The sequence below is a fragment of the Micromonospora zingiberis genome (genome assembly GCF_004331455.1).
GTDB lineage: Bacteria > Actinomycetota > Actinomycetes > Mycobacteriales > Micromonosporaceae > Micromonospora > Micromonospora zingiberis.
Map to the genome: position 1 here is coordinate 1 of NZ_SJJR01000014.1, position 12,714 is coordinate 12,714.

Below are 12,714 nucleotides of genomic sequence, written 5' to 3' on the forward strand. Positions count from 1 at the left end.
ATGACGCCGCCGGCGCCGAAGGCGTCCGCTGATCGGACGAGGGTCCCGATGTTGCCGGGGCTGGTGGGCCGGTCGAACACGACGGTGAGCATGGTCGGACCGACCGGGATACGGCGCAGGTCGTCCTCCGGCAGCGCGACCACGGCCAGCAGCTCCGGGACCGTGTCTGGAGCAGGGGGAGGGCAGTGGCCTGCTGGCCTGACGCCAGAGCAACGTCGCCGTCGAGCGCGCATCGCCGCGCACGTGTCCTGGGCCAACACCGCCGACCGCGCCGCCCGGACCGCAGCAGGCACCAGAGCCATGTGCAGCATCGGTGCGCAGAGTTTCACGTTCATGACCTTCTTACAATGAGTGATGGAACCTGATCGAATCGGCCTGACAGGGCGACGCCGGCGGTGTTGATCAGCAGGCCGATCGCCGGATGATCGGCGAGGACCTGGCCGGCTACGCCGTTGACGGCCGCTCTGTCGGCGAGGTCTGCCGCGATCGCCTCGACCGCAGGCCGGCATGGGTGTCACGGATCCGGTCGGCAGCGGCGTGGACCACCAGGTATTCATCGCTCACCTCGGTGAAGTGCCACCGGAACGACCGGAGCGCGAGGATCAGGCAAGGAATCGACTCTTTCCGACAACCCGGATGGTCGGCGCACGCGTAACATTTGATCTCCGCACCGCCCGGCATCAGGGCGCAGCACAAAGGACGGTGTCATCTGGGCGCCCCACGCTCCGAACAGCTTCGCGTCTGCGCAGGTGTCGCCCTGCGGCGGACCCCCGCCGAGGATGCGGGCTGGTGACGGGGAATCACCACAACGCCGGTGTGCTGCGCTTCGAGGTGCTCGGTCCGGTGCGGGTCAGGCGGGATGGCATCGAGGTGGACCTGGGCCCGGCCCAGCAACACATGGTGCTGGCCCTGCTGTTGGCCCGCGCAGGGCAGCCGGTGACGCTTGCCGAGTTCGTCGACCTGCTGTGGGGCGAACATCCACCGCCCACTGCCGTGAACGTGGTGCACCGGCATGTCGGCGCGGTGCGAAGGGTGCTGGAACCAGCACTTCCGCCGCGCTCCGCCGGCCGGGTAGTAGGCAGTGCCGGCGAGTATCGGCTGAGGGTGGCGGCCGACGAACTCGACCTGACGCGGTTTCGTGCCCTCGTCGCGCGCGGCCGCGATCTGGCGGCGCAGGGACGACTGGCGGACGGCCTTTCGCTAGCAGTGCAGGCACTGAACATGTGGCGAGGGCCCTGCGCCGACAGCCGCGAACTTCTGCGCAGCGACTATCCGGCTTTCACACTCGTGGACCGCGAGTGCGCGGAGGTGGCTCGCGAGGCGGCCGAAGCCGCCTTGTACGCCGGCGACGTCCATCCGGTGCTGGCTACGGTGCTCGCCATCGCCGACCTGTTCCCCCTCGACGAGGCGTTGCAGGCCCAGACGCTGCTGCTGCTCGAAGCGGACGGGCGACGCGCGGAAGCGGTCACCCGCTACGAACGCGTCCGGTCCTACTTGGCGGACGAACTCGGCACCGACCCGGATGACGAGTTGCGGCGGGCGTACGACGGGGTGCTGCGCCGTGGCAGCGCGGCGGTGCCCACGGGCAGGCTGACGGTCGGTATCCATGCCGAGGACGAGTCGGCCGCCTCCGGGCTGCGTCTGGCCGGCCTCATCCGCCCGGCGCAACTACCGGCGGACCTGCCGTTCTTCACCGGCCGCGACGAGCTGATCCGGCAGATGATGAACATGCTGCGGGTCCACCGGGACACGCGAACGGCCATGCCGCTGCTGGCCATCGACGGCATCCCGGGCAGCGGCAAGACCACCTGCGTGGTGCATCTGGCACATCAACTGGTCGACCTCTATCCGGACGGTCAGCTCTACATCGACCTGCAGGGTTTTCACCCCCGGGGGAAGGCCGTCGAACCGCTGGACGTGCTGGGCTGCTTCCTCGGCTCGATAGGGGTGCCCGAGAAGAACCTTCCCCACTCGCTCGATGCTCGGCTCGGCATGGCCCGCAGTTATCTGGCGGGGCGGCGGGTGCTGATCGTGTTGGACAACGCGCGCGACACCGAACAGGTGCGACCGTTGTTGCCTGGTTCCGCTGATTGTCTCGTGCTGGTGACGAGCCGGAACCGGCTGGACGGTCTCGCCACGGCGTACGGTGCGCATCTGGTCAGCATGGATGTGCTCTCGCCCGGCGAAGCGCGTAGCTTCCTGCTCTCCTGCATCGGTGCGGTGGTGACCGTGGGCGACGACGTGACACCGAACGACATCGTCGAACAGAGCGGGCAGCTCCCACCGATCCTGGATGAGATCGCCGAACTGTGCGGGCGGTTGCCCCTGGCCCTGGCTCTGGTGGCGGGACGCGCTCTGGAGCACCCGGATCGCGGGCTGACGGACATCGCCCGGGAACTGCGCGCAGCCCAGGGCACGCTCGACGGATTCGCGGCGCACACGAACGAAACCGATCTGCGGGCCATCTTCTCCTGGTCGTACCAGCTGCTCAGTGCGCCGGCCGCGCAGTTGTTCCGGCTGCTGTCGCTGCGCGCCGGGCGGGAGATCAGCCTGCCGGCGATCGCGAGCCTCGTTGGCCTGCCGATGCGGCAGTGCCGCGACCTGGTCGGTGAACTGGTCCGCACCAGCCTGTTGAGCCAGCGGGGCCCCGGCCGGTACGGCTCGCACGACCTCATCCGCTCCTACGCGCGGGAGTTGTGCCACGAGTTCGACGCCGAGCCGGTACGCCGGGCCGCGCTCCGACGGCTCCATCAGCATTACCGCCTGAGCGCGTACCGGGCCAGCGGGTTCGTCACGCCGTATGCGCGGACGTTCACCATCGACCGGACCGATGGGGTGGTCGTCGCCGACCTCGCCGATGCCACCGACGCTATCCGTTGGCTCAGCACTGAGCGCAAAGTTCTTGAGGTCGTCATTCAGCGACTTGTCGATGCCGGGGAAACCGGACCGGCCTGGCAGTTGGCACTCGCGGTGTGGGATTTCCTCGAGACCTACGGCTGGTGGCATGACTGGACCGACACGCTGAGCAGATGCCTGGCCGCCGCGGACGCCGCCGGTGACCGACTGGGCGGAATTCAGGTCCGTCGCGGGCTGGCCGGTGCGCTGCGGGCCCTCGAGGATCACGACCAGGCGCAGCGCCATCTGATTGATGCCCTCGAACTGGCCGTCGCCGCGAACGACGTCGCTGAGCAGGCCGCGAGCCACCGTGACCTCGGGCAGGTCACCGCGGCACGCGGCGACAGCCAAGCAGCCATCGACCACTATGGGCAGAGCCTGCGGTTGTCCGAATCGCTCGGCGACGAAACCTACCGGGGCATGATCCTCAGCCACCTGGCGCAGGCGTGGGCCGAGTTGGGGGCGCACCAGCGCAGCGCCGAGCTGGTCGAGCAGGCTCGCCTACTGCTCGAGGAGTGCGGTGACCTGGTCAGTCTCGGCAGATGCCAGGAAATCCTGGCGGCGTCACAGCTCAGGCAGGGCGATCCGAGAAGCGCGCTGACCCACCTGGCCAATGCCCTGGAGCTGTACCGTAAGTCCCACTCGCGGGTGTTCGTGGTCGACTGCCTGATCAGGACTGGTGATGTCGCGGTGGCGTTGGGGGACCACACCACCGCCCGGGACGCATGGGAAGAAGCCGGTGCCGTGCTCCGGGACACCGGCCTTCTCCGGCTGGGCGAGCTGCGCGACCGGCTGTCCCGCCTGGCGCAGGCCGACGCCTGAGCTCTCGCCGGTTACGCCGCCCGATCGAGCGCGGCCAACCGCCGGCGAGCGTCGTCGGCCAACGGAAGGGCCGCTTCGGCCAGGATGGTGAGAACCTCTTCCCAGGCGTCCCGGGCGGTGACCCGGTCACCGAATCGCTGTGCCGTGGCACCGAAATGCAGATAGCACTCGGCCATGCTCGTCCGCGAACCGGCATTGCCGAACGAATCAATCGCCAGCCGGTAATGGCGTACCGACTCGTCGTAGTTCCCCTGAGCCTGCGAGACGTCCGCCAAGGTCAGGTAGCACTCCCCGCGACCGAGCGCATCGCCGATCCGGTCGCACATCGCCAAGGCCTCGTGGGCCAGCACGGTGGCCAGTTCATGACTGCCGGACCGGGCATGTGCACCGGCGAGGCAGTACAGGGCGGTGGCGTGCTGGGACACGTCGGCAACCGATTCGAAGATGCGTACCGCCTGCTCGAAGTGTCCGATCGCGGCGGAACGTTCCTGCAGCACGAGATAGACCTGCCCCAGATTACGATGGACCAGCGCCTGTTCGCGGCCGGCGCCCCGCTCGGTGAATAGTCGGAGCGCATCCGTGAGCAGGCCGATGGCCTCCTCCCGGTCGCCGAGGGTGTGCACCGCACCCGCCAGGCTGCGGCGGATGTGCGCCTCGCCGAGGGTGTCACCGGCCTTGACGGTGGCCTGCAGACAGCTCCGGGTGATCGTCACCCAGTCGTGCCACCAGCCCTCGTGCTGAAAGAACACCTGCATGTTCAGCGCCAGTTGCCAGGCGATCTCGCTTTCGCCGTCGTCGATCGCCCCCTGAATCAACGACTTGAGTACGTGGCGCTCCGCGGTGAACCACGCCGTGGCCTCGGCGAAGCCCGACAACTCGACAATGGTCACTCCGCTCATCGGCTTCGGAGGCGGCACCGAAAGGGCAGGGGCGAGCCGGCCGAAACTTGCCCGGTGGGCAGACTGCCGGTAGTGGTCCGCCAGCCGGCCCAGCGCCTGCTGGCGGACCGCTTCCGGTTCGGACTCCAGGCTCAGCTCGTGAGCGTACGCGCGAATGAGGTCGTGAGTGCGGTAGCGCCCTGCCACATGTTCCACGAGCAGCCGGGTGCGGACTAGCTCCCCGAGCAGGCCCCGGGTTTCCTGTGTGGAGGCACCGAGCAGGCTGGCGACAGCCGGCATGGCGATGTCCGGCCCGCGATGCAGCGGCAGCAGCCGGAACAGGTGCATGGCGCGTGGGCTGAGCAACCGGTACGACCAGGAGAAGACCGCGCGTACCTGATTCTCCAGGTCGTCGCTTGTGAAGACATCGAGGTTGTTGCCCGCATGCCGCAGCTCCCGGGCGATGTCCGGCAGCGGATTGCCGGGATAGGTCATCGCGCGGGCGGCGACCACGGCCAAGGCCAGCGGAAGGCCGCCGCACCGCTGCGCGATCTGGTCCATGGCGTCCCGCTCGGCGAGCGCCTCGGCGGCACCCATTCGTGCGGTGACCAGTTCCCGGGACTGCTCGATCGAGAGCATGTCAAGCGTGATCAGGTCTGCGCCGAATCCGGTCGCCAGGGCGGTCAGCCGCCTGCGGCTGGTCACCAGGACGACGCAGCCAGGTGCTCCCGGCAGCAGGGGTCGAACCTGCTCCGCGTCCCGCACGTTGTCCACCACGACCAATACCCGCCGGCCGGCGAGGGCACTGCGATAGAGCCCGCTTCGTGCCTGCATCTCGGTGGGGATCTCGGAGTCGGGTAGACCGAACGCGTTGAGGAAGCCTTGTAGCGCGTCACTCGGATCCAGGGCACCGTTCGGATCGAAGCCACGCATGTCGACATAGAGTTGGCCGTCCGGGTATCCGGCCGCGAGTTGATGAGCGAGGTGCACCGCAAACGTCGTCTTGCCGATGCCCGGCAGGCCGTCGATGGCCAGGATCGGCATGGTGGCGCGGGCACTGGCGTTTCCCTCGATGGCGCTCGCGGCGCGTCGCAGCGCCGTGCCCCGTCCGATGAACTGCGGCAGATCGTGCGGCAGTTGGGCGGGCAGCGGGGAACGGTCCGTTCGGGCACCAGCAGGCACGCCATCGTGCCGATGCGGCATGGTGGCCTGCGGGCTGGTACCCGCCACGGCTCGCGTCCCGTTCGCCCGCAGCACCGATGTGTACGCCTGGCGAAGCTGTTCGCCGGGACCGACCTCAAGGTCATCAGCTAAGCGACGGCAGATGTCCTGGTAGACGGCGATCGCCTCGGCCTGCTTGCCGTCGGCCGAGAGGGTAGCGAGCAACTGGGCATGCAACGCCTCGTCCAACGGGAAAAGCTCGGCGGCCCGCCGTAGGGCCGGTAGGACGGACCGGACCGCACAGCCGCGCTGTGCCAGGTCAGCGGTTCTGCGGACGAGGTCCACGCATTCACGGTCCACCAAGCCGAAGACCGGAGGCTGCTGCGATTGCAGCTCCGGGATGCTTCCGCAGGGACCCCTCCACAAGGGCAACGCCGTCACGTAGTGTGACAACGCTTCGTCTGTGCGTCCGGCGTGTTCGGCGGCAATCCCACGCTCCCGCAGAGCCCGGAACCTCAGCAGGTCGAGCTGCTCGGCGTCGGCCAGCAACCGATATCCGACTGGGTCGCTCACGATCCATCGACTGGCTGATCGTGATGCGAAATCGGGCTCCAGAAGCCGCCGCAGCCCACCGATGTGTCGCTGCACCACGTTCACCGCGCTGCTGGGCGGTTGTTCCCACAGTGCGTCCACGATCTCGCCTACCGGTACCACCCGGTCCACATGGGCGAGTAGCAGCGCTAGGACGAGCCGTTGCTGGCGGGGCCCCAGATCCAGCTCCACACCGGAGCGCCGGATCCGCAGCGGGCCCATCACCTCGAGCCACAAGTCACCGTTGCCGCCACCTGCGGTCATCGACTCTCCCCACCCACGAGCATTCCACCAACCGTGACACCCCAGCCTCGGCTGTGGTTACGGATGGTGTAGCACCCCTACCTCACTGGAGGTGCGAATGAGCACATCAGTGGGAGGGTAGCCCGAGCGATGAAACCGGCCGGGAGAATGTCCGGCTACTGGTATCACCTCTGCACAGGCAGTGAGGGAAGCACGTACGTCGTTACGGCATTAGCCCTCGACCACAGCCGCGCGTAGCGCGCGTAGCGCGTAGTGCAGCCGAGAGCGAACCGTGCCGACCGGGATCCCCAGATCGACGGCGACCTCGTCGACCGTGCGATCGCGGTAGTAGATCTCGTGCAGTACCCGGCGGTGGGCCATGGTGAGCTGCTCGACCGCGTGGCGCAGTGCCTGGTGCGCGATGGCTGTGTCGGCGGTCTCGTCGCCGGTCGCGCCGTAGTCCAGATCGCCGTCGGCGGCGACCTCGACCGGGCGGACCTGCCGCCGCCGCGCCTCGTCGATGACCAACCGCCGGGCGACGGTGAACAGCCAGCGACGGCTTCTGCCATCGCTGTCGGGTGGCAGCGAGTCGAGATTGCGCCACGCGCGGACCAGCGTCTCCTGCACCAGGTCGTCGGCGGTCTGTGGGTTACCCATGGTCAACCCGCGGACGAACCGGGTAAGTGGCGAGCCGTGCTCGGCGAGCAGCTCACGTATGCGGATGTCGGTCTCGGTGGCCGTGCCGGTCACTGCGTGGTCCCATCGCTCGGGCGTTGCGGCTGTCGTGCCCGACGCTAGGAACGCCCGCTGACGTGCTTGTGACGTTTGACCAGGATCCGCTTACCCGGTTGTGACGTGCCACTGAGGCGTGGCGTCGCAGGCGCTTCAGTACCCCGCTCCGTCAGGAGCCGGTGGCGGTCTGCCACAACGTGCGGCCCCGGATACTGATGCTGAGGTTGCCGTCCCCGCCGAGCGTCAGGGTGGCTCCGTCGTTACCCGGGGTGCCGGAACTCCAGATGGTGCTGCCGTCGGACGCGTAGAGGACGAGGTTGCCGTCCGCTTGGAACACCAGCTCACGAACGTTCCGTCCGGTGGAGCCGCTGGCCCATACCGATCGGCCACGATCACGCAGCACCACCTCGCCGTTGTCGGTCACAGCGAGGCTCAGCCGGTCGGTGGACCAATGTTGACCGGGGCGCAGTACGGCGGTGGCGACGATGAGCCGGGTCTGACCGGCCGCCACGGCGGTCGAGCGGGAGACGGACGGGACCGCCGCCGACGGCGTGTTCGCGGGCGGAGAGGGCGGCTCCGGTGAGGTGGAGGGACGGGGTGCTGCCGACCTTTCCGTCGAGCTGATGTCCGGCTTCGGCGCTCTGGCAGAGACCGGCGGGCTGGTCCCGCTGGGCGGTGCCGCAGGGGTGGCCTCGGCACCGCCCAGGTCCGCCGGCGATACAGCGGTCGGCGTTGAGCCGGCGCCGGAGCCGGCAACGATCCAGGTCGCGCCCACCGCGCCCAGCAGCGCAAGCGCCGCCAGCGTCGCGATCGTGCGTCGCGTCCGCCCGGACCACCGCCGTGGCACGTCCAACGCGGCTGGCGGCACCGGCGGTGGCCGGTACAACGCGCAGAGCGCCCGGTGCATCGCCACCGTTCCTACCGTGGGCGGGTGGTAGGCACGGTCCCGGATGTGCGCGAGCAGCGGCGGGTGGGGTTCGTGTCGGCGCTCGCGAATGGGTTGGCCAGCAGTGGCGGGCCAGATCCAGGTGCCGTCGGTGCGATAGGTCAGCTCGGCACGCGCGCCGTAGGCGTCCTTGATGAGGCGCAGCGGCCGGCCGGCGTCGAGGTAGGCGGCCACGCGGGCCGCGTCGGCCGGACCAGGTCCGGCGGAGACCACGTCTGGTACGAGTCGTGGCACTTCCGCCGGTGCAACGCTCCACAGCAGGGCGGAGTATTCGAGGGCACGCTGCTGATACGCCGGTAGCGTGTCCTCGTCGACGAATGCCTCCACCTGCGGATCGCGCTCGCCGTGCGCGGTGAGCGTCGCCTGCAGGCCGGCGGCCGCCGTGATCAGCCTCGCCTCGTCGCGTGCCTGCACCAGATACAGCCGCCGGGCCGGCCCCTGCGGCGTATCGTCTGCCGGATATCGCCACGATCGCCACAACGCGTAGGCCTGCGGATTGTTCGCACACCACACCACTGCGGCGGTGTCCACCGCGTCCGGTCCGCCGGGAACGGCGGGTCGGACGGACAGATCCATCCGGAAGGGAATGTCATCGCCGTGTTCGGCCAGGACGTCGGGCCCGGTCGGCGCCAAGCCGTAGGCAGGCGCCACGGCATGGGCGACCCGGCCGATGGCGGCCACCATTCGGGTGTCCTCGCCTGCCGCGCCGAGAGCGGCTGCCAGCAGGGTGGCCTCGTGATCGGTGACACCCACCTGGTGGGCCAGCGCGGCGAGGACGACTGCCTGGGCGGTCTCCACTGTCCGCCCATCGGCCAGCCACGTGCGGGACTGGGCGACGACCTCGTCCGGCAGCCGGCCGGCGAGTGACAGCAGCAGCCGATGCCACTGCGCCCGGCTGCTGCTGTTCTCGGCTGCTTCGCTCATCTTGCTGACCGGCCCCGTCTGTGGCTCGTACGGACAACCCGTCGTTGTCCTCGAGAGCAGAGACGCACGTCGGCGTTGGTCCTTCATCGCACGCCTTGCGGTTTCGCCAGGGTCGCCAGGCCGATCACCGAAAAGACCGTGGATCTGATCGCGAATGGGTGCGGTGTCCGGTGCGGTCAGTCGTCGCCGAAGATGGCGAACTCCAGGGCGTCGGCCTGTTGCGCGACCTGATAGCAGTGCGCCGCCAACTGTTGCGCGGAGGCGCCGGCCAGCGGCGTGAACGACTGGGTGACGATCAGCGGAACGCCGGTCTCACCGGGCACCAGGGCGACCCGTCCGTAGCCCGGCCGCGCCGATCCGCTCAACAGTTGCTCCGGCGTGATCAGCGCCGAGGTGGGCCCGACCTCGGATTCCATCCCGCACAGCTGGACGCCTTCGGTGAACGGCTCGGCGCCGTCGACGAGGAAGACCCGCACCAGCTGCGTACGCCCGCCGGGTAGCGGGACGGTGACGTCGTAGTGGTTCCTGTGTTTCGCCGACTCGGCGCCGAGTTGCGCCGTGATCGCCTCGATCCATCGTTTGAGTCCCTTGCGGCTTTCGCTGCGCGCGGCGGCCGGTGGCAGGCCGGTCGTGGCCGGGCTCGGCGGGATGGGGGTGTCGGTCAGCAGCCAGCGTTCGATCAGATCGTCCAGGCCGACGTCGGACTCCCGGCCGGCCTCCAGAAAGTCGACGGCGCGTTCCAGGGTCACTGGACGACCCCAGCCGGCCACCAGGGGATAACCACCCAGCGCCGTTCGCCAGGCCGGTGCGTAAGCACCGACATAGCAGGCCCCGAGGACCGCCAGCCGCAGGCCCGGCGAGACCGTCGACGGGTCCAGGTCCGCCGGCGACACGGTCGCGCCGGTGCAGCATTCCAGGCTGCCGTCCGCTCCGCCGTGTGAACTCCAGTAGAAGCCCGCGGGGACGAGCCCGGCCACGCCGGCGCCCTGTCCGGCCACCGCCTCCAGCAGGTCCGCACGGGTGGCCTGCCGGTCGACCACGACGGTGTAGCCCGCGTTCCGCAACACGGCGATGTCGTCGTCGATCTCGGCGATCTCCTCGGCGAGCATTGCGCGGTCCTGCGCACTGGCGGTCTTGAAGCCGAACAGGAACAGGAAGCACTTGCCGCTGCCCGGACCGTCTCCGGACGGTGCGTGCACCACCCGGGCTGCCGGATCGTCGCCACGAGCATCGGCCGTCCAGTGCTTCGGGCCGGGCCGGGCATTCGCCCAGTCGGCCGGCAGGAACACCGCCTGCGGCTGCTCCGCCATCAGTGTTCGTCCCGGGCGGTGTGCTGCTTCTCCAACTCGTCCGCGGTGGCGGCGAGTGCCCGCAGTGGCAGCGCGAACTCCTCCTGGTCGAGCGTTGCCAGCGGGGTGCGGTGAATCAGCGCGTAGTCCCCGTCATCGTCGATGACGAGCGCCCCGACGCCGAACGTGGCGTTCTTCCGCAACGCCACCTGTGGGCTCAATTCGGCTTCGGCGCAGACGTAGCTGCGGAACTCGATCCATTCCTGGTCGAACACCTCGTAACGGCTCACCACGATCTGTTGGGTGCGACCTTCGGCGTAGGACCAGATCAGCGAGAACCAGCCGTCCTCGATCTTGTCCAGTTGGTACTTGGTACGTGCGTGCTCGCACAACTCGTGCCACGTGGGCATGATGTTCCGGTCTCCTGTCACGGGGATGACGGCATTGGAATCGGCCCGTTCCCGGCTGCCGCCGGGAGGACGTGCCCGGGAGAGTACCGCCAAGGCTGATCTTGACGGGCAACGCCGAGGACGAGTGTGCCGGGAGTTGTTCCACTACGGAATGTCCGGTGCCCGGATGGTCAAGATCTTCGACTGCAAGCTACCGTCGATCGCGGCCCGGCTGCCCGGGCACGATCACCACTACCGGCCGCGCAGATCGCCGCCGCCTGATTCCCATCCGCCGCGCCGTCCAGCTCAATGGACCCGATGGCGTGGGATCGCGCCGGCGTGCGCGAGAAGCGAGAGGATGCGCCCATGCAGGGCTGGGGTCCAGTTCCGACGACGTCGACGCGGCCATCGCTGCGCACGGCGTTGTGGACGCGCCGCTGGTTGTTGCGGCGCAGCGGAGCCCTGCGGCCCGGCTGGCTGCTCCAGGTGATACCGACGGTGACGGCGGTCCTGATGGTGTACGCGGTGTCCCTGGCGGCGGCCCCATCGATCCGACCAACGTCGTACCTGGTTGGGGCCGGCGGGGTGAACGCGACGTCCGCGCCGGACGGCGCTGCCGATCAGCGTTACTACGTGGTGGGATCGCCGCAGGACGGTCAGCGGGAGTACCTCTATCAGATCGCGGCGCAGACGCTCGGGGACGGCAACCGCTTCCGGGAGATCTTCGAGCTCAATCGGGGACGGGTCCAGCCCGATGGCGGCGAGCTGACCGACCCGCTGTCGCTGCAACCCGGGTGGATCCTGGAACTGCCGGCCGACGCGCGTGGCCCGGGAGTGCAGCGCGGGACACCGCCGTTCCCTTCGGAGCCGCCAGCGGGTCCGGAGCGTTCCGACGCCGCGTCGGACGATGCGGGCCGTTCGTCGACGTACCTGATCGGGGTGGGCGGGCTCGTGGTGATGGCGTTGCTGCTCGCCGCGACGCTGCGTCTGCTGAGACCCCAGTGGCGGCGGCGTCCAGCCAACCCCGTCCCTGCTACCGCTGCTCCTGACCCCGTTTCCGTCCCAGCAGCCGCCCCCGCGCCCGCCCCTGCCTCTGCTCCCGCCCTCGTCCCTGGCCCTGCTCCGGTTCCCGATCTTGCCCAGGCGGTCGCTGCGGAGGACGGGACCGAGCCCGCGCCAGGCCCAGCGCCAACGCCACAGCCGGAGCCGGAGCCGATGGTGTTGGCTCGGCATGGCTGGGTGGTTGCCGAGCTCTCCGCGCTGGAGACCGGGGCCGATCGACTCGATGTCCGCCTGCTGGCGCGGGTCGCAGACGGTGTCGACACCCCGTACGGCTGGCTTGATGCCGAATCGACCCCTGGCGGGCTGCTACCGGTCGTCCTCGGCCGGCAGGGCCCCTGGCGCTTCTTCCTCGATCTCGCCGCCACACCGGACATCTTCACGGTCACCGGTACACCGATTGCGGCCCGGCGGCAGGCGATCGGCATCGCGCGCCAGATGCTCGTCGCCGGGGCGTCCGTGACGGTCGTGGATGGCGTGCTTGGGCCGGACGTTCCGCCCGGCTGCCGGCAGGTCGACAACTTTTCCCCGCCAGAGGAGTTCGGCCCCGAGAGCGGGCCAGCGGTGATCCTCTGTGCTCCGCTGCACGGGGCGCAACTGGCGACCGCCCGTGGTCTGCCTCAGCGGAGCGGGTCCCGGGTGGTGCCGGTGCTGGTCGGCGAGGTGCTGCGGGCCCGCTGGTCGGTGCATGCCACAGCCACTGCGGACGGACTCGCCACGGTCACCGTGGACGGATCGGTTCCGGATCCTCGAGATTCGGTTTGAAGAAATGACCGCCGGGTGCG

The 12,714-nt window shown here is 69.3% G+C and carries 7 protein-coding genes and 1 pseudogene; 2 read left to right on the forward strand and 6 right to left on the reverse strand.

Annotation, left to right across the window (positions count from 1 at the left end; genetic code table 11):
* A pseudogene (locus E0H26_RS30020) lies at nucleotides 1-158 on the reverse strand (rRNA methyltransferase); the annotation flags it as partial.
* Nucleotides 159-789: 631 nt separating this feature from the next.
* Here E0H26_RS30020 and E0H26_RS19680 point away from each other — a divergent pair.
* Nucleotides 790-3,717, forward strand: a complete 2,928-nt coding sequence (locus E0H26_RS19680) for an AfsR/SARP family transcriptional regulator (protein ID WP_165521917.1) — start codon at nucleotides 790-792, stop codon at nucleotides 3,715-3,717.
* 11 nt (nucleotides 3,718-3,728) lie between these two features.
* On the opposite strand, the gene E0H26_RS19685 is transcribed toward E0H26_RS19680, so the two are convergent.
* The 5 genes from E0H26_RS19685 to E0H26_RS19705 form a co-directional block, all read right to left on the reverse strand.
* Complete coding sequence (locus tag E0H26_RS19685) at nucleotides 3,729-6,611, reverse strand: AfsR/SARP family transcriptional regulator (RefSeq protein WP_131305684.1); 2,883 nt, start codon at nucleotides 6,609-6,611, stop codon at nucleotides 3,729-3,731.
* Nucleotides 6,612-6,821: 210 nt separating this feature from the next.
* On the reverse strand, nucleotides 6,822-7,340 hold the full coding sequence (locus tag E0H26_RS19690; RefSeq protein ID WP_131305687.1) for a sigma-70 family RNA polymerase sigma factor: 519 nt from the start codon (nucleotides 7,338-7,340) through the stop codon (nucleotides 6,822-6,824).
* A gap of 151 nt (nucleotides 7,341-7,491) precedes the next feature.
* Nucleotides 7,492-9,192 carry a hypothetical protein gene (locus tag E0H26_RS19695; RefSeq protein ID WP_165521918.1) on the reverse strand — a complete coding sequence of 567 codons (1,701 nt, stop codon included), beginning with the start codon at nucleotides 9,190-9,192 and terminating at the stop codon, nucleotides 7,492-7,494.
* A gap of 176 nt (nucleotides 9,193-9,368) precedes the next feature.
* Nucleotides 9,369-10,502, reverse strand: coding sequence for a hypothetical protein (locus E0H26_RS19700; RefSeq protein ID WP_131305692.1), 1,134 nt, complete (start codon nucleotides 10,500-10,502; stop codon nucleotides 9,369-9,371).
* A complete protein-coding gene (locus tag E0H26_RS19705) occupies nucleotides 10,502-10,891 on the reverse strand; it encodes a type III secretion system chaperone family protein (RefSeq protein ID WP_131305695.1) in 390 nt (129 codons plus the stop codon). Before E0H26_RS19705 ends, E0H26_RS19700 begins: the two co-directional genes overlap by 1 nt.
* A gap of 297 nt (nucleotides 10,892-11,188) precedes the next feature.
* On the opposite strand from E0H26_RS19705, the gene E0H26_RS19710 reads away from it, so the two are divergent.
* Entirely contained in the window at nucleotides 11,189-12,694 is a 1,506-nt protein-coding gene (locus E0H26_RS19710) for a hypothetical protein (protein WP_131305698.1), read from the forward strand.
* Nucleotides 12,695-12,714 lie beyond the last annotated feature (20 nt).

Bases quoted from the DNA above. Each gene is read 5' to 3' on its own strand.
- E0H26_RS19695 (WP_165521918.1), bottom strand. From the start codon at position 9,192: ATGAGCGAAGCAGCCGAGAACAGCAGCAGCCGGGCGCAGTGGCATCGG.
- E0H26_RS19705 (WP_131305695.1), bottom strand. From the start codon at position 10,891: ATGCCCACGTGGCACGAGTTGTGCGAGCACGCACGTACCAAGTACCAA.
- E0H26_RS19685 (WP_131305684.1), bottom strand. From the start codon at position 6,611: ATGACCGCAGGTGGCGGCAACGGTGACTTGTGGCTCGAGGTGATGGGC.
- E0H26_RS19700 (WP_131305692.1), bottom strand. From the start codon at position 10,502: ATGGCGGAGCAGCCGCAGGCGGTGTTCCTGCCGGCCGACTGGGCGAAT.
- E0H26_RS19710 (WP_131305698.1), top strand. From the start codon at position 11,189: ATGGCGTGGGATCGCGCCGGCGTGCGCGAGAAGCGAGAGGATGCGCCC.